General features: G+C 65.7%; 13 protein-coding genes. 10 read left to right on the top strand and 3 right to left on the bottom strand.

The annotated features are described in order from the left end of the window. Positions 1–221 precede the first annotated feature (221 nt). Entirely contained in the window at positions 222–5153 is a 4932-nt protein-coding gene (locus JFN93_RS23895) for an O-linked N-acetylglucosamine transferase family protein (RefSeq protein ID WP_199386901.1), read from the bottom strand. A 414-nt stretch (positions 5154–5567) separates the two neighbouring features. On the opposite strand from JFN93_RS23895, the gene rfbF reads away from it, so the two are divergent. The 10 genes from rfbF (at position 5568) to JFN93_RS23845 (ending at position 17336) form a co-directional block, all read left to right on the top strand. Beyond that, positions 5568–6344 (top strand): glucose-1-phosphate cytidylyltransferase, encoded by a 777-nt coding sequence (gene rfbF, locus JFN93_RS23890; RefSeq protein WP_199386900.1) that lies wholly within the window; start codon positions 5568–5570, stop codon positions 6342–6344. Beyond that, a complete protein-coding gene (rfbG, locus tag JFN93_RS23885; protein WP_199386899.1) occupies positions 6329–7420 on the top strand; it encodes a CDP-glucose 4,6-dehydratase in 1092 nt (363 codons plus the stop codon). Before rfbF ends, rfbG begins: the two co-directional genes overlap by 16 nt. Then, on the top strand, positions 7410–8759 hold the full coding sequence (gene rfbH / locus JFN93_RS23880) for a lipopolysaccharide biosynthesis protein RfbH (protein WP_199386898.1): 1350 nt from the start codon (positions 7410–7412) through the stop codon (positions 8757–8759). Before rfbG ends, rfbH begins: the two co-directional genes overlap by 11 nt. Then, positions 8759–9313 carry a dTDP-4-dehydrorhamnose 3,5-epimerase family protein gene (locus tag JFN93_RS23875; protein WP_199386897.1) on the top strand — a complete coding sequence of 185 codons (555 nt, stop codon included), beginning with the start codon at positions 8759–8761 and terminating at the stop codon, positions 9311–9313. Before rfbH ends, JFN93_RS23875 begins: the two co-directional genes overlap by 1 nt. After that, on the top strand, positions 9310–10137 hold the full coding sequence (locus tag JFN93_RS23870; RefSeq protein ID WP_199386896.1) for an NAD-dependent epimerase/dehydratase family protein: 828 nt from the start codon (positions 9310–9312) through the stop codon (positions 10135–10137). The genes JFN93_RS23875 and JFN93_RS23870 overlap by 4 nt, the downstream gene beginning before the upstream one ends. 86 nt (positions 10138–10223) lie before the next feature. Next, positions 10224–11240, top strand: coding sequence for a radical SAM protein (locus tag JFN93_RS23865; RefSeq protein WP_199386895.1), 1017 nt, complete (start codon positions 10224–10226; stop codon positions 11238–11240). Continuing rightward, positions 11237–12517 (top strand): glycosyltransferase family 4 protein, encoded by a 1281-nt coding sequence (locus JFN93_RS23860; RefSeq protein ID WP_199386894.1) that lies wholly within the window; start codon positions 11237–11239, stop codon positions 12515–12517. The genes JFN93_RS23865 and JFN93_RS23860 overlap by 4 nt, the downstream gene beginning before the upstream one ends. After that, on the top strand, positions 12487–13701 hold the full coding sequence (locus tag JFN93_RS23855) for an FkbM family methyltransferase (RefSeq protein ID WP_199386893.1): 1215 nt from the start codon (positions 12487–12489) through the stop codon (positions 13699–13701). Before JFN93_RS23860 ends, JFN93_RS23855 begins: the two co-directional genes overlap by 31 nt. A gap of 64 nt (positions 13702–13765) precedes the next feature. Then, on the top strand, positions 13766–15082 hold the full coding sequence (locus JFN93_RS23850; protein ID WP_199386892.1) for a radical SAM protein: 1317 nt from the start codon (positions 13766–13768) through the stop codon (positions 15080–15082). A gap of 88 nt (positions 15083–15170) precedes the next feature. Beyond that, positions 15171–17336, top strand: a complete 2166-nt coding sequence (locus JFN93_RS23845; RefSeq protein WP_199386891.1) for an HAD family hydrolase — start codon at positions 15171–15173, stop codon at positions 17334–17336. A 188-nt stretch (positions 17337–17524) separates the two neighbouring features. Here the strand turns inward: JFN93_RS23845 and JFN93_RS23840 are convergent, their stop codons facing one another. Together JFN93_RS23840 and JFN93_RS23835 are read right to left on the bottom strand one after the other, a co-directional pair. After that, positions 17525–20404, bottom strand: a complete 2880-nt coding sequence (locus JFN93_RS23840; protein ID WP_199386890.1) for an O-linked N-acetylglucosamine transferase family protein — start codon at positions 20402–20404, stop codon at positions 17525–17527. A 405-nt stretch (positions 20405–20809) separates the two neighbouring features. Then, the coding region (locus JFN93_RS23835; RefSeq protein ID WP_407931903.1) for a beta strand repeat-containing protein at positions 20810–24676 on the bottom strand (3867 nt) is incomplete at its 5' end.

Here is a 24676-nt window from a genome sequence, read left to right as displayed (position 1 = left end):
GTTCCGGGCGCGATCCGCAACCACGGTCAGCGCCTTCGGCGGATCGCGACAGGAAAGGCGCTCCCACAGGGTAGGCAGCCAATTGCTGGTCTGTTCGATCTACCCTGAGCAGAACAGGCATTTGATCGCGACAGGAATGGCGCTCCTACAACACACGTCCAGACGAAAAAAAAGCCCCCGCATGCGCTGCGGGGGCTTTTCATTTCATCAGTCAGTGTGCTCTACGGGGCGTAGCAGCCGGCTCCGGTCCCCCCGGCAGCAACCGCCGCCCCGGCGCCTTGCGCCGGATGCTTCTTCCGCGCCTCCAGCGCCGCGCACTCCCACTGGGTGAGTCCGGCGGCACGACCGCAGGCCCGCAGCACCTCCCGCGCCATCCGCTCCCAGGAGAAGTGCCGCGCCCGGCGCAGCCCCCGCGCTACGAGGAGCTCCCTCAGTTTCGGCGCCTCCACCGAAAGCATCGACTTCACGATCTCGTCGATGTCGTCACAGGTAACATACAGGGCGGCATCTCCGGATACCTCCCGCAGCACCGGATGCCTGCCGGTGATGACCGGACAGCCGCAGGCCATCGCCTCGACCAGCGGCAGCCCGAACCCCTCGATGAAGGAGGGATAGACCAGCGCCAGCGCCCCGCTGTAGGCGGCTCGCAGGCCGGCATCGTCCAGCTCCCCCGCCATCACGATCCGGGACGGCGGCAGCAGCGCGGCGAGTTCCGGCTCGAGCGGGGCGCGGCCGGTGCAGACCACCTTGATCCCCTCCCCTCCCGGCAGCGCTGCCAGCGCCTTGAACAGGGCTCCGACGTTCTTGTAGGTGCCGCGCGCCCCCACGTGGAGGAAGTACCCCCCCTCCAGTTGGAACCGGCTCCGGAAGGAGGCAACCTCCTCGGCCGTGGCGGGACCGAAACCGGGATCGATCCCGTTATGGGCGACGGTCACCCCGGCCGCGGCGGCCCTGGGATAGAGCCGGGCCAGATCGAGGGCGGTGTTCTCGGAAACAGCCACGAAGGCGCTCGCGTACTCGATGGCCGCTTTCTTCTCGTCCCACATGGGATGCGCCGGGAACCGGAGCAGCTCCGGAATCATGTCGTGGGCCATCTGCAACGCAGGGGTGGTCAGCGGGTGCGAGAAGTAGGTCGACACGAACAGCGCTGCCCCCTCCTCGTCGCAGACGTTTTGCAGCATCTTGCGGTCCTCGGCAAGGGTGCCGTAGTCGTGGCGCGGCACCACCCGATAGTTGAACCCGTCCACCCGCGGGAAGGTCCCGTCCCGGTCCAGGATCACCAGGTGATCGGCGAACGCGGTCCCCGCCCACTGTTGCAGCAGCGACAGCCAGACCCGGGCGATCCCGGTGCGGTACTGCTGCAGGAAGACGCCGTCCAGGACGACCTTGAACCTATCCAGCCCCCCCTTCCCTTGCGCCGGCAGCGGCATCGGAAGCACGCCCTGCGCCAGGGTCCGGTCCACGGTGGTGCCGTCGTGCACCCAGCCGAAGTAATCCTTGAGCGGCACCGGAAACCGGCTTTGCTGCTGCAGCTTCTTCCAGCTCTTCACCGCCCCCTTGTAACCGTAGTAGCTCTCCTTGAAGCTCAACTGCTCCGGGAGCACGTAGGCGAAATGCTGGAAAACGAGCCCCTTGCGCTCGGTCTCGGCGTGCATGAACGGGGACATCTCGGCCAGGGGGCGGGCCGCGCCGGTCGCCTGCGGCTCGACCAGCTGCGGCGGCTCGTGAGAGGACCAGCGGCAGCCGGGGGTGTAGCGCCAGGTCCGCTGCCATTCGAAGGTCGGGTTCTGGCTGTAGCAGTAGCGGCTGTTCACCATGAGCTCGGGGCCGACGAAGAAGCGGCACCAGTAGAAGGCGGCGCGGCGCTCCGGGGCGTCCAGGAACATCTCCCGCGCGGTGCAGATCTGCTCGAAGGTCCAGAATTCGTCGACGTCGACCTGCCAGAGGAGGCACTCCTCGGAAATCCGCCCCAGCGGGGCGTTTACCATCTCCAGCTTCCCGTCCCAAAAGGTGCCGGCCGGCTTGCGGTACACGGTGATCCGATCCGGATAACGCTTTTGCAGCTCGTCCAGGTACTGCGTGGTCCCGTCGTTGCTCACCCCGTTGTCATGGAAGGAGCCGTCGATGCGCCCGCCGTTGCGGACCGACCAGGCGGTGTCGTGCTTGAGGTCGGCCACCCCTTCCACGATATGCCAGTGCCAGTCGAAGGGGAGGCTGCGGAAGACGTCCAGGTGGTAGCGGATGAAGGGCTCGCCGTTCAAGACGATGGTGAAGAAGTGGACCGGGAGCTCCGGGTTGGGCTGGGGCCGCAGCGCCGGGGTCACCCGCTCGAAGACCGCGTAGCCGTTGCGCAGCCGGTGGTTCTCCCTGAGCAGGCGGTAGTTCGGGTCCTTGGCGAGCCGGTGGTAGGTGGCCCAGTTCTTATAGGCGACGGTGTCGTCCAGCAGGATGAAGCGGGCGCCGTAGACCTCCTCCAGTTCCGCCTCCCCGGTGAACTCGGAGCCGTCGATCAGCACCATGTCGAAGGTGTCGATGTTGTTTTCCCGCTTGATGGTGCGGATCCCCTCCTCGTTCACCTTGGCCTCGGCGATGTACTCCAGGTCCTGCCGGAGCCAGCGCACGATCTCGTCCTCGGGATAGGCGTTCAGGTTGGTCCGGGTGGTGCGGTAGAAGTCGCGCACCTGCTCTTCGGAGGGGAAGCGCTCCCGGGGGACCGACGAGGCGCGGTAGCAGCGGACCTCGGGGATCTCCCGGTAGGTGCCGGCAAGGACCTCGAAGCGTGGCCCGGAGACTTCCATGCAGTAGAGGGTCGGCCGGACCGGGTTGCGCAAAAGCCCCGCCACGAAGGCCGAGGTGCTCCCGCCGCCGGCGGAGGAGCCGATCTCGAGGATGGTTTTGACGTCGGGGCGCTGCGCCAGCTCGACGATCATCTGGTGCATCTCGTCGTCCTTGATCTCCGGCGCGATGATCCGCTCGATCTCGCGCGTGGGGGGCGCCGGGGCAACGCCGGAGGCGGTACCGGCCGCTTTTGCCGGGGTCCCGCTTACCGCCGGGATCGCACGTCCCGCCGGGGCGGGGACCGAGAAGCTCTCCGGGGCCGTCCCGCGCTGGTGGCGCTCCCACATCTCGAGGTAGGCGGCCTCGAGGTTGCGGCAAAAGCCCGCGGTATCGAAGAGCGGGTAGCTGCCCCGGTTGGCGGCGAGCTTTTCCTTGAGCCCCGTGAGCAGTGCCGCGTCCTCGGCCAGCCGCACCGCCAGCTCTTCGTATTCCTTAAGGTCGGCAGCGATCAGCTCCGGCATCCCGACGGCGTTCAGCAGGCTCGCCGCCACCCGTCCCGGGAAGGCCTTCCCCAAGCAGGTCAGGACCGGAAGCCCGACGAAGAGGGCGTCGCTGGCCGTGGTGTGGGCGTTGTACGGGGTGGTGTCCAGGAAGACGCCGGCGTTTCGGTAGCGGGCCAGGTGATCCTCCACCTTGGGGACCCGGGTGGCGAAGATCAACCGGGACGGATCGACGCCGGCGGCCTCGGCCTCCTTGCGCAGGTTCACCTCGGCCACCGGGTTGAGCTTCATCAGCCACAGGACGCTCCCCGGAGTCCGCTTCAGGATGCGCATCCAGACCCCGAAGATGGTGGGGTTGATCTTGTAGGAGTGGTTGAAGGAGCAAAAGACGAACCCTTTCTCGGGGAGGCCGCAGGCCTTGCGCGAGGGGGTCTTTTCCGCGACCTTCAGGGTGGCGTCGGTCGGAAGGTAGGTGTCCGGAAGGTAGGCGACCTTTTCCGAGAAGAAGGGGCGGTTTTCCTCGGGGATGATGGTGTGGTCCGCGATGATGTAGTCGATGCAGTCGAGCCCCGTGGTGCTCGGGTAGCCGAGGTAGGTGGCCTGGATCGGGGCGGGACGGTAGGTGAAGATGTCGGGACGGCTGTTGGCGGTGTAGCCGGCGAGGTCGATGGCGATGTCGACCTCCAGCGAGCGCATCAGGTTGGCGATCTCCTCGGAGGACATTTCGTTCACGTAGACGAACCGGTCGAAGGCGGCGACCATGCGCTGGTGCAGCTTGCTCTGGTCCCCGCCGTCGAGCGAGATGGCGATGGTCTCGAACCGGGATCGGTCGTGGTTTTCGAAGATGCCGGCGGTCAGGTGCCCGACCGGGTGCTCGCGCAGGTCCGGAGAGACGTAGGCGATGCGGATCTTGTCGTGCCGGTAGGTCGGCCCGGTCCAGGCGTTCTGTCGGGCCGGGGCGTGCTGGGCGGCGAAGATGCGCGAACAGCGCAGGTGATCCAGGGAGTTGTCGGACACGGAGAGGAGCGGCAGCGACTTGCAGACCCGTTTCCCCCGGGCCACCCCCTCCTCGATGTGGGGGAGGTACTCCGGGAGATGCTCCCAGCGGCAGATGTAGAGCTGGGCGAAGTAGAGAAGCCCCCAGGCGTAGTCGTAATCGGGGTTGAGGGCGAGGAGGCGCTGGAAGTCTGCCACCGCCTCCTCGTAGCGGTTCAGCTCGGTGAGGATGATGCCCCGGTTGCCGAGCGCCATCTGGTTGTCCGGTTCGATGGCGAGGAGCCGATCGTAGTTCTCCACCGCCTCGGAGTGGCGCCCCAGCTCCTCAAGGACGCTGCCGCGGTTGATCATGGCACGGATGAAGGTCGGATCGAGCTTGAGGGTCCGCTCGAAGCACTCCAGCGCCTCGCTGTTTTTGTGGAGCAGATGGAAGATGACGCCGCGGCTGTACCAGGTCCAGGGAAAGGCGTCGTTGATCTTGAGCGAGCGCTCCATGTAATCCAGTGCGGTCGCCTGGTCGCCGCGCAGGGAGGCGATCACCCCGAGCGAGTAGAGCGAGCCGAAGTCACCGGGATCGAGCTGGACCGCCCGCTGGTAGCTCTCGACCGCCTCGTCGTGGCGGTTGAGCTCCTGGAGCACCAGGCCCCGGTTGTACCAGGTCGGCCCGTAGGACGGGTTGAGCTGGGCGGCCCGGTCGAAATAGGAAAGAGCCTTCTCGCGCTCCTTGAACTTCGCCGCGGTCACCGCCAGGGAATAGATGGCCACCAGGTCGTTGGGGCGCGCTTTCAGTACCTTGAGAAAAAGCTTCTCGGCGTCCTTGAAGCGACCGGCCTGCTGCAGTGCGGTGGCTTCGTTCAGCGTCTTGTCCAGTTTGTTCATCAATCCCGTCCCGTGTCGATAGATTAGGTGCCGTCGGGGAAAGGCGCCGGGGCCGATCCTCAAACGAACCGGTACTGCAACAACAGTGCCCGGGTCCTGAACCGGGGTCGGGGGAGCCGGGAGCGCTCTGCCGCCGGCCATAGCGGTCGCTTGCGCCGCTGCCGCACCAAGCCCCCGCGCCCCGCTCATTTCCCCATTATTTTCAAATTATTGACAGATTCGCCGCGGGGATTCAGCCAAAGCTTTGACAAAAAAAGGCCGCCCCACTGGCATAAATCGCCCCGGGATGCTCACAGACGGCACCAGCAAAGGCACGGCACAGCCGTTGCAAGTCAAGCCCGGGTCACATCTACAGAATGAACTCTGGCGGCAGCCCCTCCAGGATCTTTCAATCCAAATCCCCCAGGAGCCTCTATGAAAGTTGTCATCTTCGCCGGTGGTCTCGGCACGCGCATCTCCGAGGAGTCGTACCTGAAGCCGAAGCCGATGATCGAGATCGGAGAGAAGCCGATCCTGTGGCACATCATGAAGATCTTCGAAAGCCAGGGGCACAACGAGTTCATCATCTGTCTTGGTTACAAGGGGTTCATGATCAAAGAGTATTTCATGAACTACTACATCTATAACTCCGACGTCACCTTCAACCTGCAGACCAACAGCTTCGAAATCCACCAGGCGAACACCGAAAAGCTGCGGGTGACCCTGGTCGACACCGGGCTGATGACCCAGACCGCCGGGCGCCTGAAAAGGGTGCAGCAGTACGTGGGGAAGGAAGACTTCTTCCTCACCTACGGCGACGGGGTGGCCGACGTCAACCTGGAGCAACTGGTCGCCTACCACAACGAGCACGGCAAGTACGCCACCGTCACCACGGTGCAGCCGGGGGGACGTTTCGGCCTTTTAGACCTCGAAGAGGACGGCACGGTCTCCAGCTTCAAGGAGAAGCCGATCGAGGAGGGGGGCTGGATCAACGGCGGCTTCTTCGTCCTCAAGCCCGAGATCTTCAACTACCTCCCCGAGGATGCGGACAAGTGGATGTGGGAGCAGGTACCGCTGGAAAACCTCGCCCACGACAACCAGCTCAAGGCCTACAAGCACCACGGCTTCTGGAAATGCATGGACGCCCTGCGCGACAAGCAGGACCTGGAGCACCTGTGGACCACCAACCAGGCCAAATGGAAGACCTGGTGATGAACGGCTCGTTCTGGAAGGGAAAATCGGTCTTCATCACCGGCCACACCGGCTTCAAGGGGACCTGGCTCACCCTGTGGCTGAAGCTGCTCGGGGCCCGGGTCACCGGCTACGCCCTCAATCCCCCCACCGACCCGAGCATGTTCACGGTGACCGGTGCCGCCGAGGGGATCGTCAGCCGCATCGGCGACGTCTGCGACGCGGAGGCCTTGGCCGCGGCCATGCGGGAGGCAGCCCCCGAGGTCGTCTTCCACCTGGCGGCGCAGCCGCTGGTGCGCGCCTCCTACCAGACCCCGGCGCAAACCTTCGCCACCAACGTGATGGGGACGGTGAACTTCCTGGAGGCGGTGCGCCGCACCCCTTCGGTCGCCGCCGCCGTCGTGATCACCAGCGACAAATGCTACGAGAACCGGGAGTGGGACTGGGGCTACCGCGAGAACGAGCCGATGGGGGGGAACGACCCCTACTCGGCGAGCAAAGGGTGTGCCGAACTGGTCACCGCCTCCTACCGCCGCTCCTTCTTTGCCGCCGCCCCGTTTCTCGCCACCGCCCGGGCGGGCAACGTCATCGGCGGCGGCGACTGGGCCGCGGACCGGCTGGTGCCGGACCTGATCCGCGCCTGCGCCGGAGGGGTGAAGGTGCAGATCAGAAACCCGGACGCCATCCGCCCCTGGCAGCACGTCCTGGAGCCCCTGCGCGGCTACCTCACCCTCGCCCGGAAGCTGCACCAGGAAGGCGAGCCCTTCGCCCGCGGGTGGAACTTCGGCCCCCGCGACGAGGACGCCCGTCCCACCCTCGACCTGGTCTCCCGGACCTGCGCCCTGTGGGGCGAGGGAGCCGGCTGGGAGCTCGTCGGCACGCCGCAGCCCCACGAGGCGAAGTACCTGAAGCTCGACTGCTCCGCGGCCCGCGCCGGGCTCAAGTGGCAGCCGGCCCTGAACCTGGAGACGGCGCTCGACTGGACCGTCTCCTGGTACCGCACCCAGCTCAAGGGGGGGGACATGCGGGAGTTCACCCTCCGGCAGATCGAAAACTACCAAACTCTGGCATCGGGGGAGACCGAGCATGGCCGATAACCGGGAACAGACGCTGCGCCGCGAGGCGGTGGCCGCGGCGCTTGCCTACTACCGGGAGGTGCACGGCCACAAGCCGGCGTACGCCCCGGGGGACCGCATCAACTACGGCGGGAGGATCTTCGGCGAGGAAGAGATCGCCAACCTGACCGAAGCCACCCTCGATTTCTGGCTCACCACCGGGCGCTACGCCGAGCGTTTCGAGACCGAATTCGCCCGCTTCCTGGGGGTCCCCCACTGCTCCCTGGTCAACTCCGGCTCCTCGGCGAACCTCCTCGCCTTCATGGCGCTCACCTCCCCGAAGCTCGGGGACCGGCGGATTCTCCCCGGCGCCGAGGTGATCACCGTGGCGGCCGGTTTTCCGACCACCGTGGCACCCATCATCCAGTACGGGGCGGTCCCGGTCTTCGTGGACGTGACCCTTCCCGGCTACAACATCGACGTAACCCAGCTGGAAGCCGCCCTCTCCCCGAAGACGCGCGCCGTCATGGTCGCCCACACCCTGGGCAACCCCTTCGACCTGGAGGCGGTCTGCGCCTTCTGTGAGAAACACGGCCTGTGGCTCATCGAGGACAACTGCGACGCGCTCGGCTCCCGCTACCTCTTCCGCGGGCAGTGGCGCTACACCGGGACCATCGGGGACCTCGGGACCTCGAGCTTCTACCCGCCGCACCATATGACCATGGGCGAGGGGGGGGCGGTCTACACCGGCGATACCCAGCTCAAGCGCCTGGTGGAGTCCTTCCGCGACTGGGGACGCGACTGCTGGTGCCCCTCGGGGCGCGACGACACCTGCCGGCACCGGTTCGACCAGCAGTTCGGCGAGCTCCCGGTCGGCTACGACCACAAGTACGTCTATTCCCACTTCGGCTACAACCTGAAGGTGACCGACCTGCAGGCGGCGATCGGCTGCGCCCAGCTGGACCGTCTCCCCGGCTTCGTCGAGGCGCGCAAGAAGAACTGGGCCCAGCTCCGCGAGGAGCTCACCCCGCTGGCGGACCGGCTGATCCTCCCCGAGCCGACCCCCAACTCAGATCCCTCCTGGTTCGGTTTCCTGATCACGGTGCGCGATGATGCCGGGTTCACCCGGGACCAGATGGTCAGCCATCTGGAACGGGAGCGGATCCAGACCCGGATGCTTTTCGCCGGCAACCTCCTCAAGCACCCCTGCTTCGACGAGATGCGGGCCAGCGGCCAGGGCTACCGTGTGGTCGGCGAGCTCGCCAACACCGACCGGATCATGCGCGACACCTTCTGGGTCGGGGTCTACCCGGGGCTCTCCGCCGAGATGATCGCGAGAATCGCCGCCACCATGCGCCGCTTCGCCGGGATGGCCTCCTGATGGAGCTCCGCCAGACCTCGATACCGGGCTGCTGCGAGCTCCTTCCGGACCGGTTCCGGGACGACCGGGGGAGCTTCGTCAAGACCTTCCACCACGGGCTCTTCACCGAACTGGGGCTCAACACCGACTGGCGCGAGGAGTACTACTCGGTCTCGCACCCGCGCGTGCTGCGGGGGCTCCATTTCCAGCTCCCCCCCCACGATCACGAGAAGCTGGTCTACTGCAGCGCCGGCGGGGTGCTCGACGTCGTCCTCGACCTGCGCCGGGACTCGCCAAGCTACGGCAGGCACGAGCTCTTCGAGCTGAACGCGGAGCGGGCGAACCTCCTCTACCTTCCCAAGGGGGTGGCCCACGGCTTCTACGTCACCGACGGCCCGGCAACCATGCTCTACAAGGTCGCCACCGTCTACGCCCCCGCCCACGACACCGGCATCCGCTGGGACTCCGCCGGCATCCCCTGGCCCGATGCCGATCCGGTCATCTCGCAGCGGGACCGCTCTTTCGCCCCCCTGGCCGAGTTCGTCTCCCCCTTCACCATGGGAGGGGCGCGATGAAGGTGTTGGTGACCGGCGGGACCGGCTTCATCGGCCGCTACGCGGTGGCGTCGCTTTTGGAGCGGGGCCACCAGGTGACCCTGCTGGTGCGTCCGGGCTCCGCGGCGCAGCCGCCGGACGGCGTCGCGACCCTTCCCTGCGACCTGCAAAACCCTCCCGACCTCCAGCCGCTCGCCGGCCACGACGCCCTCCTGCACCTGGCCTGGCCGGACCTGGACAACTACCGCGCGCTGCGGCACCTCTCGGAAACCCTGGGCGAGCACTGCCGCTTCCTGGAACTGGTGGTCCGCGCCGGGGTGCCGCGGCTTTTGGTCGCCGGCACCTGCTTCGAGTACGGGCTGCAAAACGGCCCCCTCACCGAGGAGTGCCCGACCGCCCCGATCCTCCCCTACCCCCAGGCCAAGGACACCCTGCGCCGCTTCCTCCAGGCCCTCCAGCGCGAAATCCCCTTCCGGCTCACCTGGACCCGGCTTTTCTACATGCACGGGGCGGGACAGAACCCGCGCAGCCTGATCGCCCAGTTGGACCGGGCCATCGACGCCGGTGCGGAGAACTTCGCGATGTCGGGCGGGGAGCAGCTCAGGGACTATTCCCCGGTCGGCGACATCGCCGAGCGCCTGGTGCGGCTTCTGGAACGGCGCGACTTCGACGGCATCGTTAACGTCTGCAGCGGCACCCCCATTTCGGTGCGCCGGCTGGTGGAGGAGCACATCGCCCGGCGCGGCGCCTCGATCCGGCTGGAGCTCGGCCGCTATCCCTACCCGGAGTGGGAGCCGATGGCTTTTTGGGGCGACGCCGGGAAACTGAAACAGCTCACCGCCTGACGCGGGCGGCAACGAAACGGAAAAAGGGGACCGGTCCGAAAGGTAGCGCTCCCCCTCACCTTCCCACACAAAAGGAAACGACGCGCATGAAAGCAGAGATCAAACCCCGCATCAACGCCGAAGGCAGGACCCGCCTGGAGACGGTGATCCCGCTCGCCACCCCGATGGTGCTTTTCGTGGATCCCTCCAGCGCCTGCAACTTCCGCTGCAAGTTCTGCCCGAACGGCGATGACAAGCTGATCCGGGAGACCGGCCGTTTCCAGGGGCCGCTCGATTTCGATCTCTACAAAAAGGTGATCGACGACCTGCAGGAGTTCGACCGCCCCCTCAAGGTGCTCCGCCTCTACAAGGAAGGGGAGCCGATGATGAACCGGCACTTCGCCGACATGATCCGCTACGCCAAGGAGCGGGGGGTGGCCGATGCCATCGACACCACCACCAACGGCTACTTCTTCGAGCCGGAGCGGATCCGCCCGGTGATCGAGGCGGGGATCGACCGGATCAACATCTCGGTGGACGGCCTCTCCGACCAGCAGTTTCTGGATTTCACCGGGGTGAAGGTCGACTTCAACCGCTTCGTGGAGAACATCGCCAAGCTCTACGAATTCAAGGGGAACTGCGAGATCTGCATCAAGATCGCCGGGGACTTCCTGAGCGAGGCGGACAAGGAGCGGTTCTACGCCACCTTCGGCAACTACGCGGACCGGATCTTCATCGAGAACATGGCCCCCTGCTGGCCCGAGTTCGACATCGAAGACCGGCTGGGGGTCTCCATGGAGAAGGGGATCTACGACCAGCCGGTCGGCGAGACCAACGTCTGCCCCTACATCTTCTATTCCATGTCGGTGAACTCGGACGGCTCGGTGAGCCTCTGCTTCCTCGACTGGGCCAGAAAGCTCATCATCGGCGACGTCCGGACCCAGAGCGTGAAGGAGATCTGGAACTCGGAAGCGATGTACCGCCACCGGGTGGCGCATCTGCGCGGGGAGCGGATGCAGGACCCGATCTGCAGCCAGTGCGGCCAGTTGAGCCACTGCCTGCCGGACAACATCGACCCGTACGCCGGCGAGCTTTTGAAAAAACTGGAGGAGAGCCGCCGATGAGGCCGGTGACCGTCCTGCATCTCACCGCCCACCTGGGCGGTGGCGTGGGGAAAGCGCTGAGCGGAGTGGTCGGCGGCGCCTTTTCCGGGGCGTTTCGGCACCGCGTGGTCTGCCTGGAGCGCCCGGAAAAGCCGCTCTTCGTGGACCGGACCCTGGCCGCCGGCGGAGCGGTTATCGTGGAACCGGACCCGGCGACCCTGGCCGCCGAGGTCGCCGCCGCCGACGTCGTGCAGCTGGAATGGTGGAACCATCCCGCCACCATCGCGGCCCTTTGCCGCGCCGCGCTCCCCCCGATGCGTCTTTTGGTCTGGTGCCACGTCTCCGGCCTCCATACCCCGGTGATCCCGTCCGGGCTCTTGGAAAACGCCGAGCGTTTCCTCTTCACCTCGCCCTGTTCCTATGAGGCCGAGGCGGTCGCGCGACTGCACCCGGCACAGCGGGAACGACTCGGGGTGGTGCACAGCTGCGGTGGGTTCGACGGCTTTCCCGAGCCGGCCCGGCGCCAGGTCGCCGGCATGCGGGCGGGATACCTGGGGAGCCTCAACTTCGCCAAGCTGCATCCGGACTACGTCAACTTCCTGAAAAAGGTACGGATACCCGGCTTCACGGTCCGCCTGGTGGGCGACACCCTGAACCGGGAGATCCTGGAGCGGCAGTGCGAGCTGGCCGGCCGCCCCGGGATGCTCCAATTCGCCGGGTACACCCCCGATGTGGTCGGCGCGCTGGCCGACATCGACACCCTGGTCTACCTCCTCAACCCGGAGCACTACGGGACCACGGAAAACGCGCTTTTGGAGGCGATGGCGATGGGGATCGTCCCGGTGGTCCTGGACAACCCCGCGGAGCGCCACCTGGTGGAAGACCGCAAAACCGGCCTGGTGGTCCGGACCCCGGAAGAGCTCGCCGACGCCCTGCAATGGCTCTGGGAGCACCCGGAGGCACGCCGGGAGATGGGGGAGCAAGCGGCGGCCTCGGTACGGACCCGTTTCGCCGTTCCCCGGATGGTGGAGCTCCTCGAAGGGCATTACCGGGCGGTCCTGGAGCAGCCGAAGCGGGAGATCGCCTTTCCCGCCATCTTCGGCGCCGACCCGGCGCAATGGTTCCTTTCCTGCCAGGCGCACCCGGAGATCTTCACCGGCGCGGCACCGGTCCCGTCCCCCTTTTCCCGGCACGGCCTGGTGGAAAAGACCAAGGGGTCGGTGTTCCACTTCCAACAGCATTTTCCCGAAAACGAGAGGTTGCGGCGATGGGCCGAGACTGTGGCTACCGTGAACTGACCTTTGCCGAACTCCCCTCCAGAGAAGGGGGCGCGGCGCTTATCGACCGGATCGCAGCCACCCCGGCGGAACTCGGCCCGCGCCCGGTGGACAAGCCGCTGGTCCTCTACGGCGCGGGAAACCTGGGGCACATGGCCGCCGAGTACCTCCGCCACGTCGGGATCCCGTTCGAGTACGTGGTCGACGCCAACGCGGCGCAGCACCGCGCCGATCCCTTCTGGGAGGGCACCCGGATCCTCGCGCCGGATGAGGTTTCTCCCGAAGAGCAATCCAGGGTGCTGCTCGCGGTCTGCATCTCCACCGTTCAGTACGGCCCGGTGCACCGGAGCCTGACGGCTAAGGGATGGCCGGACGTGATCCCCTTCTACGACGTGGCCGAGGCGTACCGGGACCGCCATCCGCTGAGTAACGGGTGGTTCGCCGACCAGATCTCCGACGCGGACCGCGCCGGGATGAAAGAGGTACTCAGCCGCTGGGAGGACCCGATCTCCCGGGCGCATCAGCTTCAGTTCTTCGCCTGGCGCCGGCTGCGCCAGGATTGGCTTTTCCCCGAAGCCCCGGTCACCGTGGCGGACCGCTACTTCATTCCACAGGTGCGGGAACTGCTCGGGGACGAGGAAGCGCTGCTGGATGTAGGGGCGCACCACGGCGAAGTGAGCATCGCCTTTGCCCGCGCAGTGGGAGAGCGGTTCCGGGAGATCGTGGCGGTCGAACCGGACCCGGACAACTTGGCCGTCTTACGCCGGGAAATCGCCGCGGCCATCCCGGCGCCGGCCGGCCGGATCGCCATCTCGGACCGGGTCCTGGCACAGCAGGAGGGAAGCGCCCTCCTCTACGACGGGCTGGGCTACGCGACCCAGCTCTCCGCCATCGGCCCCCGCCGGGTCGCGACCACCACCATCGACCAGCTCCACGAGGACCCCACCTTCCTCAAGCTCCATCTGGAGGGATGGGAACTGGAGGTCCTGAAAGGGGGGGTGGAGACGATCCGCCGCTGCCGCCCCATCATCGCCGCGACCGCCTACCACAACCGCCTGGGACTGTGGGAACTCCCCCTTTTCCTGATGCAGGCGCTGGAGGGATACCGCTTTTTGTTACGGCTGCACGGCTGGTGCGCCACCGGCCTGGTGCTCTACGCGATCCCCGCGGAGCGGCAGCCGGACGCCGGAAGCCGCTCCGCCTGAACCAAAAAAACCGTCTGTTTGCCACTTTCAACCGATACAAAGCTGCACCCAAAGGAGAAAGAACATGTTCATCGAGCTCAACCAGACTTTGTCCGAGCTGTACGACGGCCTGATCGAGGGGACCGAACCGGACCAGAAGGCCGCGGATGAAGTCATCGCGTATCTCAAGACCCGCAAGAACATCATCTACGGCGCCGGACGGGCCGGGAAGATGCTCTACGGTGCGTTCCAGGAGCTGGGGATTCCCATCGAGCGCTTCATCGACCGCTTTCACGACCAGATCGGCTCCGTCAACGGCGTCCCGGTCGACGCCCCGGCATCGCTGACCGCCCGGCCGCCCCAGGCGGACGAACTGCTGATCATCGCCGCCGGGACCATGCAGTTGGCCGAGCTGATCGACGACGACATCGTCAAGCTCGGGTGCACCCATCCCAAAGCAAACGGGCTGTTTCTCGTCTACCTCCTCAAATACCTGGTCTGCAAGGCGCACCATGCCGCGGGGACCCCGCCCGAGCTCCTCGAGTGCACCTCGTACCACGTCAAGCCGTACAAGTGCCCGATCTTCTGCAAGAAGGTCGAGGAGATGGCCTATCGGGACAACCCCTACCAGGAGGTCGCCGGTTCCTCGTTCAACGAGTTCGGCTACCTGCTGAGCGAGGTCTGCAGCCTGAAGTGCAAGCACTGCCTGGAGGCGGTGCCGTACCTGAAAAACCGCGAGACCCTCCCGAAGGACACCATCCTGAACGACATCAAAAAGATGGTGCAGGCCTGCCGCTTCATCCACCGGCTGGACCTGGTCGGCGGGGAGCCGTTTCTCCACCGCGAACTGGCCGATCTGGTTCGGGACATCCTCCGGATCGAACGGATCGGGTACATCGGCGTATTCACCAACGGGACCGTGGTCCCCTCGGACGAGCTCTGCCAGGTCCTCAAGAACGACCGGATCATCGTCACCGTGGCCAACTACGGGGAGTCCCTCTCGGACCAGTTCCGGGCCAAAATCGCCCAGACCCTGAAAAAGCTCGCCGAGTACGGGGTGCAGCATTTCAACTACTCGGACCGCTACTGGTTCGACATCAACTCCTTCGACTTGCACCAGGCCGACGACGGCCGCCTCGAGGCCAACTACAGCAACTGTTTCCTGGCCGCCTGCCGCAGGATGTACAACGGCACGCTCTACCACTGCCCGTACCAGTGCAACGGGGTGAAACTCGGCAAATTCGAGAAGGTGGAGGGACAATACGTCGACATCCACCGGCTTTCGGTCGCGGACCTGGCCCGGGAGCTGGACAAGTTCGAGAAGGTGGAATTCATCGACGCCTGCCGTTACTGCTCGATCCCGGGCGGTGCGAAAGAGGTGACTGCGGGCGAGCAGCTTTGATCAGCCGCCCAACCGAGCCGGGTGCCGGCAGCGAGGCGAATCCGCGCCTCGCTGCCGCGCCGCTGAACCCGCTGGGGGAACCGCAACCTTGGATCTGACCAACGACAAAACCGGACGCCTGGCGGAGCGCCTGAATACGAGCCCCTACCGGGAATTCAACTTCGCGGTCTACGGGATCGGAGCGGTCGCCAAGAGCGTCATCGACGCCCTGCCGCACCTTCGCATCGCGGGGCTGATGGACAAGGCGCCGGAAAACACCGGCAAGATCATCTACGGCAAGAGGGTCCTCGACTACCACGAGGTAATCGGTGCGGTCGATGCGGTCATCATCGCCTCCAGCGACGTCTACTGGGAGACCATTTTCAAGCGGATCGCCTTTCTCAAGTCCGAGCACGGCAAAGAGATCTTTTTCACCAACGGCGAGATCGCAGCGCTGCAGCAGGGGGACGCCTCGGTAAGCGGCAATCCCTACTGGAACGTGACCGCCGCCCAGCTGGAAGCGGCGATCGACGCCCACGAGGTGATCTCCTTCGACGTCTTCGACACCCTCGTGCTGCGCGGGGTCAGCCGGCCGGAAGACCTCCTGCAGGTGGTGGAGGCCGAAGCCAAAGGCCTGGCGATGGGGCCGGAGCAATTTCTCAACGCCCGCAAGCAGGCCGAAGAGCGTTGCCTGCGGGAAAGCGGCGAGAACTTCACCATCGACGACATCTACGGCCAGCTCGCCCAGGCCGCCGGCCTCCCCGAGGCCGAGGCGAAACACCTGCGGGAGCTGGAAGTCGCCGCGGAGATCGACCACGCGGTCCCCCGGCAGGAGCTCCTCCGTCTCTACCGGCACTGTCTCGCCGGGAAAAAGTCCGTCTACCTGATCAGCGACATCCACCTCCCCCTCCCGGTGATGGAACAGATCCTCTCCCGCTGCGGCATCGAGGGGTACGCGGGGCTGCTGGTATCGTGCGAGGCGGGTGCGTCGAAAAAGTCCGGGGCGCTCTGGGAGCGCTATGCCCGCGTCGTCGCCGGGAAAACCGCCCTGCATATCGGCGACAGCGACCGGGCCGACGTCGCCAATCCCCTCCCCCACGGCATCGATACCTTCAAGGTGATGGGTCCCTACGAGATGCTCCTCGCCTCGTCCATCAGGGACGCTGCCGTCCACAGCACCACCTTGCCCGACAGCAAGGCGGTGGGGCTGCTCCTCGCCCGTCTCTTCGACAACCCCTTTGCGCTCAGCGGCAAGAAGGGGGTCCCCGAAATCAGCTCTCTCTTCGACTTCGGCTACGTCTTCTTCGGGCCGCTCCTCTACAACTATTTTTCCTGGCTGACGGCGGAACTGGAGGCGGGGCGTTTCGACCGGGTCCTCTTCCTGGCCCGGGAAGGCTACCTGCTGGAAAAACTCTACGCGGGAATCGTGCGGCGCCTGGACCGGGACGATCTCCCGGAGGGGATCTACTTCAAGACCTCCCGCCGAATGGCCTCGGTGGCCGCGCTGAAAACCGCCGCCGACGTTCACGAGACCCTGAAGGACAGCTTTTCCGGGACCACGAAGCAGCTTCTCAACAACCGGTTCGGGGTTCCCTGCCGAGACGAGGCCGATTCGGACGAGATCATGGTCAATACGGACCCGAGGCTGAAGACCGTGGTGGACGATCACCTTGAGGAGATCCTGGAAAATGCCGCCCGGGAGCGCGCCGGGTATCTCCGCTACATCCGGGAGATCGGCCTCAAACCCGGCAGCCGGCTGGCCTTGTCCGACATCGGCATCAAGGGGTCGATCCAGTACTATCTGGGACGGTTCTTCGACGCCGATTTCTTCGGCTTCTACGTCACCGGTTTCGTGGGAGCCTGGAACCCGTACGGGATGGCGGACCGCACCAAGGCGCTGTTCCCGGAAAGCCCCCCAGGGCACGGCCGCCCCAGCAACGTGATGAAGTACCACATCCTTTTCGAATCGGCGCTGGCCGCACCGGAGGGGATGTACATCAAGGCCAATCCGGACGGCACCTTCGTCAACGGCCCCTGCTTCAACAACCAGCGCCTTTTCGCCCAGAAAGCGCAGCTCCATGCCGGGATCGAGGCCTTCATCTTGGAGATGCTGGAGCTCAACGGCAAGGCGATGCCCCCCGTCTCTCCGGCACTGGTGGATGAGATCTTCGGGCTGAGCATGGACGGCAGAATGACCATCGCCCCGGAGGTGAAGGAAACCTTCTTCGTCGACGAGCTGTTCGGGGTCGTGAACGAGAAGAAGATCTGGGACTGACGACGTTTCCAGGGTAAACGGCCGGGTACCGCGAAGGGTTACCTTTCCCGGTTGCAGCGCCGCTACCCGAGCAGCGCCCGCCCAGCCACCGACCGCCCCCCTCCCCTGACCGACAAAAAAAAACGGCGTCCCGCCGGCCTTCATCGTGGCCGGCCGGACGCCGTTTTTTCATTCCCCGGTTGTGAACTTCAGAACACCAGCTGCTCCGCATCCACCACCGGAAGGTCCTGCATGGTCCGGGCTTCCCTCCAGAGCTCGTAGAACTCCCGGTCCGGCGCGAACCGCCCCTCAGTGACGCAACTTTGCAGGTTGCTCAGGAAACGCTCCAGGATCGGGAAATGGGGGAGATTGCGCTGGTAGGTTTCCAACAGCCGGTCGTAGGTTGTCGACACCGTCTCCGGGGAGAAGCCAAAGCGGGCGTTGAGGAGCCGACTCAACAGGTCGGTCTCCACCGTCGCCGACAGGCGGATCGGAGAATCGACCACGGAAATCTGGCTCCCGTGCCGCCGGTAGGCCCCGAGGATGGCCCCCGAGCCGGCAATCCATCCCAGCCGCGCGATGTTGAGGACCGAGGTGATGTCGCCAATGTAGGTAAAGGGCCAGCCGGCAAACTCTGCCGACCAGCATTCCCGCACGGTGCTGCGGTACATGCCGAAGGGGACCTCCCCGAAGAGGTTAGCTGCGGTCTTGCAGACCAGTTCCGCAATCTGCCGTTCGGTGAAGGCCTGTAGCTGTCCGGTCGGCAACCAGTGGCTCAGGCTGACCAACTGCCCCAGCTCGTTGATGATGTGCCTGCCGTGGAAGGCGCAGACCACGTTCTCGTTTTGCTGCAGCAGCGAGATGAGGTGGGCGTTGGAGGTCTGATACAGGATGTCGTCGTCGTGCATGAACTTGAAGAAGGGGGTCTCCACCAGGTCCAGCAGGAACCGGACGTGGTTGAGCAGGTTCCCCTTGGTCTGCGGCCAGGCGTGGACCCAGGTGATCCGGGGGTCGGAAAACCGGTCCCGAAACTGCGCGAGGATGGTGCCCGGCTCGCTGTTGTCACTCACTACCAGCCGGTAATCCCCGAAGGTCTGGCTCAGCACGGAGCCGAGCGCCTCGGCGAAGAACCCGGGATTTACCGCCATGAGCAGAATGGTAAGTGGTGGTCCCGCAGGCGCGGTCTGGACCAGGGGCGCCGGAGCCTGGTGCGCGGCGGGAGCCGGCTCGGCAGGCCGTTTCACTTCGGAGAGCGCGCCCAGTATCGCGCCCTCGTAATCCTTGATGAAGGTCCCCATGTCGAAGGGGGAGCCGGGCTGGGAGCGCTTTTCCAGGAGCTGTTCCTTAAGCTTGCGCAGCCGGGAGGGCTTGCGCGCCAGGGCGACGGCTTTTCTTTCGTAGTCGGCAAAATCGGTGGCGATCAGCTCATCGAGTCCGAGGTGGGTCAAAAGCGAACCCGCCATGCGCGAGGCGAAGGTGCGCCCGGAGACGGTGAGCAGCGGCAGTCCCATGTAGAGGGCATCGTTAGCGGTGGTCCCCCCGTTGAAGGGGAAGGTATCGAGGAAAAGGTCGGCGAGCTGGTAGCGCGCGAGGTAATCCGGCGGCGCCACCCGCGAGGCGAAGATCAGCCGCTCCCGCTTCACGCCGTGCCGCTCGGCCTCCCGGCAGAGGTTGTCGTGGGACCACTGGTTGTCGGCCAAAAGCCACAGGACGCTCTTGGGGACCCGCTTCAGGATCTTCATCCAAAGGGCGAAGAGCTGGGGGGTGAATTTGTAGTTGTTGTTGAACGAGCAGAAGACGACCGCGTCCTCGGGGAGGTTGTTGGCGGCGCGGGTCGGCAGCGCACCGATGGCCCTTTTGCTGTCGCTCGACTGGAAGCAGTGCGGCAGGTACAGGGGCTTTTCGGTGTAGTTGCCGACCTCCGCCTCCGGGATCAGGAACCGGTCGCAGATGACGTAGTCGATCCAGGGGAGGCCGGTCGGGCCGGGAAAGCCGAGGTAGGTCACCTGCAGCGGAGCCGGACGGTAGGAAAGGATCTTGGGACGCGCCCCCGAGGTGAGTCCGTGCAGATCGACCAGGACGTCGATTTCGTGGGAGCGGATGCAGGCCGCCGCCTCGGCGTCCCCCATGGCGTCGATCCGGATCAGGTGATCCATGGCGTCGACCACCCGCCGCCGCATCTCGGTGCCGTCCTCGCGGCTCCAGCAGAAGGCGTAGACTTCGAAGCGCTCCCGGTCGTGCCGCTCGAAGAGCTCGATGGTCAGCATCGAGACGGCATGCAGGCAGAGGTCCGAGGAAAGGTAGCCGATCCGGATCTTCTCGTGGCCATAGGGAACGGTGGCCAGCGGGGTCTCCGGGGCCACCCCGTACTTGAAGGCGACGAAGCGCTGCCCCGCGTCAAGCTGCTGCGCAGGGTCGTTGGAGGCCGCCAGCATCGCCAGCGGGGAGGTATGCGCTTCGAGGGCCTCGGGGGTCATCCCCGGCGGCGCCGCGTACACCGGCCAGATGCACTGTTTCTGGCGCAGATGGACCAGGTGCAGGATGACGCTCTCCTGGGAAGGGTCCAAGGAAATGCTTTGCTCCAGCATCTGGAGCGCCTCCTGGAACTGCCGGCGCGACTCGAGGAGCCGCCCCAGGTTGTTCAGCGCGTGGAGGCGCAAGGAGAGGTTCTCCGGCGTCTGGGAGGCCGGCGAGGCGAGAGCCGCCCGCCACTGCTCCAGGGCCTCCTCCGGGCGCCCCTGCTGCTCCAGGTTGTTCCCGAGGTTCAGCCGGGCCTGGATGAGGTCCGGGTTGAGCTCCAGGGCCTTGCGGTTCATCTTTTCGGACTCGGAGGTCTCTCCGTGGGAGGAGAGCAAAACGCCGTAGTTGAAATAGGCAACGTAGGCGGTGGGGAGGGACGTGTGTTCCAGGAAGGTGCGGTAAAGGGACGAGGTCAGGTCCCACCTTCCCGCGGCGGTCAGTCGATCGGCGATGTTGATCAGGTCGATCAGTTGCAGCTCCCCCCGCGTGGCGAGATCGAAGGCTGCATTGAGCACCCTGGTTCCTTCCTCCGACAGCTGATGCTGCTGCGGTACCGCTTCGTTTTCCATTCCTTACCCCTGCCGACCGTAGTGATTGCCGCTGAACGAGATGGTACTGCAATTTATCTGCCAGTTCATGAGTCAGCCACGGTGGCCCCGCGGAGCGGGATTTCCGGGGAGGAAGTGACCCATTCGTCCCAGAAGCGGGGCAAAAAGCGGCGCCGGCACCGGTCGGCGGCGCTGGCGGAGAAAACGCGCCGTATTTTTCGTCAAGAATTTGTCCTGGCCGCCCAAAAGCCGCAAGGGTGAATTTGACAGCCCCCTCCCCTTCCCGGCTCCTTGGGCGCCGGTGCGATTCCCGGATTCCCCCCGGAGAAAAAAAAGGCCGGGCAACGTATTGCCCGGCCGCACTCAAAGGTGTTACCAGCTTTTCCCACTGGGTGCCGGGCCGAAGCCCGGCACCTTGGGGAAGGTTTAGCCGATCAGCAGATCGTGATGGTGGGGGTTGACCCCCTGGACCGTCACGGTCCCGTCGGCGTGGTGGCCGTTGGCGTCGACGGTTGCGGTGTCGTGGGCGCCGGCGACGTGGGCGGTAAGGTCGTGGCCGGTGGCGGTTACCGCCAGGTGATCGGCTGCGTTGGCCATCGGCAGCGCGGACGCCGGGTTGTTGAAGTTGAGGATGTCCTGCAGACCCTGGTGGATCTGGCTGTGATGCGCGGTGGTCGTCAGGGCGTCGGCATGGCCCATGGTCTGGAGTGCCGCGATGTCCGCCGTGGTCAGCGCCGCCACCTGGTCGGTGGAGAGCGCGTGGAGCTGTGCGGTGCTCATCGCCGCCACGTCCTGGGTGGTCAGGGCGTGGATCTGATCCGTGCTCAGGGCATGGATCTGTTCCGTGCTCATGACCGCGATGTCGGCAGTGGTCAGGGTCGCGATCTGAGCGGTGGTCAGGGCGTGGATCTGTGCCGTGCTCAGGGCGGTAACCTCGGCAGTGCTCAGCGCGATGTCGCCGGAGTCCTTGAGCCAGACGTCGCCCATTTCGTGGGTCTTGCCGTCGGCAGTGGTGTAGCTGGAATCCAGCATGACGAAGTTGCCGTTGTTGTTGATCGCCGTCTGGGTGGCGTTCACGTTGAGGCTCGTGATACCCAGCGAGTCGAGCGAGTGGATCTTGCCGTCGGCGGTCATCACGCCGAGGGTACTCCAGGCAGCGTCCTTGGAGTTGATGACGCCGTCGTGGTTGCTGTCCAGATCCTTCAGGGCGGCGAAGCCGTCAGCTGCCGTAGCGCCGCTGGAGAGCTTGGTAGCGGAGCCGAAGAGCTCGCTGCCGTTGTCGATGGTGCCGTTGTGGTTGACATCCCGTACCAGGAAGCCGCTGTCGGAGGAGATCCAGCCGACATGCTCCTTGGCGCCGTTGGCATCGAGGTCGAAGGTGTTGCCGGCGCCGATCCCTACGGTATGGATGCCGGAGGTCCCGAGGTCGAGGACGATCGGGGTATGGAAGATGGCATCCAGCTGGCTGCTGTCGAAGGCGCCACCCGCAATCTGGGTGGAGAGGGCGTTGGTCTTGTCCAGAGCCGAGTTGTAGGTGCCAGTCGGGTTCTCCAGGGCTGCCAGGTCGGCGGTGCTCAGGGCGTGGGCCTGGTCGGTGGTCAGGCTGGCCAGGTTATCCGTCGTGAGCGCGTAGACCTGGGCGGTGGTCATGGACGTGATGTGGTCGGTGGTCAGGGCGTGAACCTGATCACTGCTCAGACCCGCGATCTGTGCGGTGGTCAGGGACCGCAGCTGATCGGTAGTGAGGTTATTGATATCCCCGGTGGTCAGGGCGTGAATCTGTGCCGTGCTCAGGGCGTGGATCTCTGTGGTCGTCATCGCATGGACCTGGTCCGTGGTGAGGGCATTCACCTCGGCGGTCGTCATCGCGTAGAGCTGGGTCGTGGACAGCGCCTGGATGTGGTCGGTGGTCAGCGCCACCACCTGGTCGGTGGTCATGGCCCGTACGTCGAAGGCGTTGATCGAGTGGACCTGATCCGTGCTGAGGGCGTGGATGCTGTCGGTAGTCAGCGCCTGGATCTGGGTCGTGGTGAGGACCGCGATCTGACCGGTGCTCAGGCCCGAGATGTGGGCGCTGTCGATCGCGTGAACCTCTGCGGTGCTCAGTGCTGCGATATCACCGGTGGAGAAGGCATGGAGCTGATCCGTGCTGAGAACGCCGATGCCGGAGGCTCCCAGTGCCTGGGCCTGGGCCGTGGTCAGGACCGCAATCTGGTTGGTCCCCAGGGCCTGCAGGTGGGCGGTGTCGAGAGCCGCGACCTCGGTGGTGGTCAGTGCCATGACCTGGCCGGTGGTCAGGGTGCTGATGTTGTCGGTGCTGATCGCTGCCAATTCGGCGGTGGTCAGGGCCGCGATGTCGCCGGTGGACAGCGCGCGGAGCTGATCGGAGCCGAGGGCGCCGATGCCGGTGGCACCGAGTGCCTGCGCCTGGGCCGTGGTCAGGACCGAGATCTGGTCGGTCCCCAGCGCCTGGACGTGGGCGGTATCAAGGCTGGCGACTTCCGCCGTGGTGAGCGCCTTGATCTGGGCAGTGGTCAGCGTGGAGATGTTATCGGTGCTGATCGCTGCAAGTTCGGCCGTGGTCAGAGCCGCGATGTCGGAGTTGCTCAGGGAGCGGAGCTGATCGGAACCAAGGGCTGCGATGCCGGTGGCGCCGAGGGCCTGTGCCTGGGCCGTGGTCAGGACTGCGATTTCCGCGGTAGTCAGGGTCGCCAGGTTGTCGGTGCTGATCGCCGCGATTTCTGCGGTGGTCAGGGCCGCCACATCGGCGGTATTCAGCGCACGGAGCTGATCGGAAGTAAGTGCGCCTACCCCTGCAGCGCCGAGTGCCTGAGCCTGGGCGGTGGAGAGGACCGCTACCTGTGCGGTGCCCAGCGCCTGGACGTGAGCGGTATCAAGGCCGGCGACCTGTGCCGTGGTGAGTGCTTTCACCTCAGCGGTAGTCAGGGTGGAGATGTTATCGGTGCTGATCGCCGCGATCTCCGCGGTGGTCAGGGCTGCGATGTCTGCAGTGGAAAGCGCACGGAGCTGGTCGGAGGAAAGTGCGCCTACCCCGGCTGCGCCAAGGGCCTGGGCCTGGCCGGTGGAGAGGACCGCGATTTCCGCGGTGCTCAGGGCCTGGACGTGAGCGGTATCAAGGCCGGCGATCTGGGCGGTGGTCATTGCCTTGACCTGTGCGGTGGTCAGCAGGGAGATGTTGTCGGTGCTGATGGCCGCCACCTCAGCGGTGGTCAGGGCTGCCACATCCTGAGTTGCCAGGGCGCGGAGCTGATCGGAACCAAGGGCTGCGATGCCGGTGGCGCCGAGGGCCTGTGCCTGAGCGGTGGTCAGTGCCGCGATTTCCGCGGTGGTCAGGGTCGCCAGGTTGGTGGTGCTGATCGCCTGGATCTCGGCGGTGGTCAGGGCCGCCACATCGCCGGTCGAGAGGGCGCGGAGCTGATCGGAAGTAAGTGCGCCTACCCCTGCGGCACCGAGTGCCTGGGCCTGGGCGGTGGAGAGGACCGCAACTTGTGCGGTGCCCAGCGCCTGGACGTGAGCGGTATCGAGGCCGGCGACCTGGGCCGTGGTAAGTGCCTTGATCTCGCTCGTGGTGAGCGTGGAGATGTTATCGGTGCTGATCGCCGCGATCTCTGCGGTGGTCAGGGCTGCGATGTCCGCAGTATTCAGCGCACGGAGCTGATCGGAGGTAAGTGCGCCAACGCCTGCTGCACCAAGCGCCTGAGCCTGGCCGGTGGAGAGGACCGCGATTTCTGCGGTGCTCAGGGCCTGGACGTGAGCGGTATCAAGGCCGGCGATCTGGGCCGTGGTCATTGCCTTGACCTGGGCGGTGGTCAGCAGGGAGATGTTATCGGTGCTGATCGCCGCTACCTCAGCGGTGGTCAGGGCTGCTACATCCTGAGTTGCCAGAGCGCGGAGCTGATCGGAACCAAGGGCTGCGATGCCGGTGGCGCCGAGGGCCTGTGCCTGAGCGGTGGTCAGTGCCGCGATTTCCGCGGTAGTCAGGGTCGCCAGGTTGTCGGTGCTGATCGCCTGGATCTCGGCGGTGGTCAGGGCCGCCACATCGCCGGTCGAGAGGGCGCGGAGCTGATCGGAAGTAAGTGCGCCTACCCCTGCGGCACCGAGTGCCTGGGCCTGGGCGGTGGAGAGGACCGCAACTTGTGCGGTGCCCAGCGCCTGGACGTGAGCGGTATCGAGGCCGGCGATTTGAGCCGTGGTAAGTGCTTTCACCTCAGCGGTAGTCAGCGTGGAGATGTTATCGGTGCTGATCGCCGCGATCTCTGCGGTGGTCAGGGC

The organism is Geomesophilobacter sediminis, from assembly GCF_016458275.1.
GTDB classification, from domain to species: Bacteria; Desulfobacterota; Desulfuromonadia; order Geobacterales; family Geobacteraceae; genus Geomesophilobacter; species Geomesophilobacter sediminis.
This window is presented reverse-complemented; position numbering and strand designations above follow the sequence as displayed.

Bases quoted from the DNA above. Each gene is read 5' to 3' on its own strand.
- JFN93_RS23895 (WP_199386901.1), bottom strand. From the start codon at position 5,153: ATGAACAAACTGGACAAGACGCTGAACGAAGCCACCGCACTGCAGCAG.
- rfbF (WP_199386900.1), top strand. From the start codon at position 5,568: ATGAAAGTTGTCATCTTCGCCGGTGGTCTCGGCACGCGCATCTCCGAG.
- rfbG (WP_199386899.1), top strand. From the start codon at position 6,329: ATGGAAGACCTGGTGATGAACGGCTCGTTCTGGAAGGGAAAATCGGTC.
- rfbH (WP_199386898.1), top strand. From the start codon at position 7,410: ATGGCCGATAACCGGGAACAGACGCTGCGCCGCGAGGCGGTGGCCGCG.
- JFN93_RS23875 (WP_199386897.1), top strand. From the start codon at position 8,759: ATGGAGCTCCGCCAGACCTCGATACCGGGCTGCTGCGAGCTCCTTCCG.
- JFN93_RS23870 (WP_199386896.1), top strand. From the start codon at position 9,310: ATGAAGGTGTTGGTGACCGGCGGGACCGGCTTCATCGGCCGCTACGCG.
- JFN93_RS23865 (WP_199386895.1), top strand. From the start codon at position 10,224: ATGAAAGCAGAGATCAAACCCCGCATCAACGCCGAAGGCAGGACCCGC.
- JFN93_RS23860 (WP_199386894.1), top strand. From the start codon at position 11,237: ATGAGGCCGGTGACCGTCCTGCATCTCACCGCCCACCTGGGCGGTGGC.
- JFN93_RS23855 (WP_199386893.1), top strand. From the start codon at position 12,487: ATGGGCCGAGACTGTGGCTACCGTGAACTGACCTTTGCCGAACTCCCC.
- JFN93_RS23850 (WP_199386892.1), top strand. From the start codon at position 13,766: ATGTTCATCGAGCTCAACCAGACTTTGTCCGAGCTGTACGACGGCCTG.
- JFN93_RS23840 (WP_199386890.1), bottom strand. From the start codon at position 20,404: ATGGAAAACGAAGCGGTACCGCAGCAGCATCAGCTGTCGGAGGAAGGA.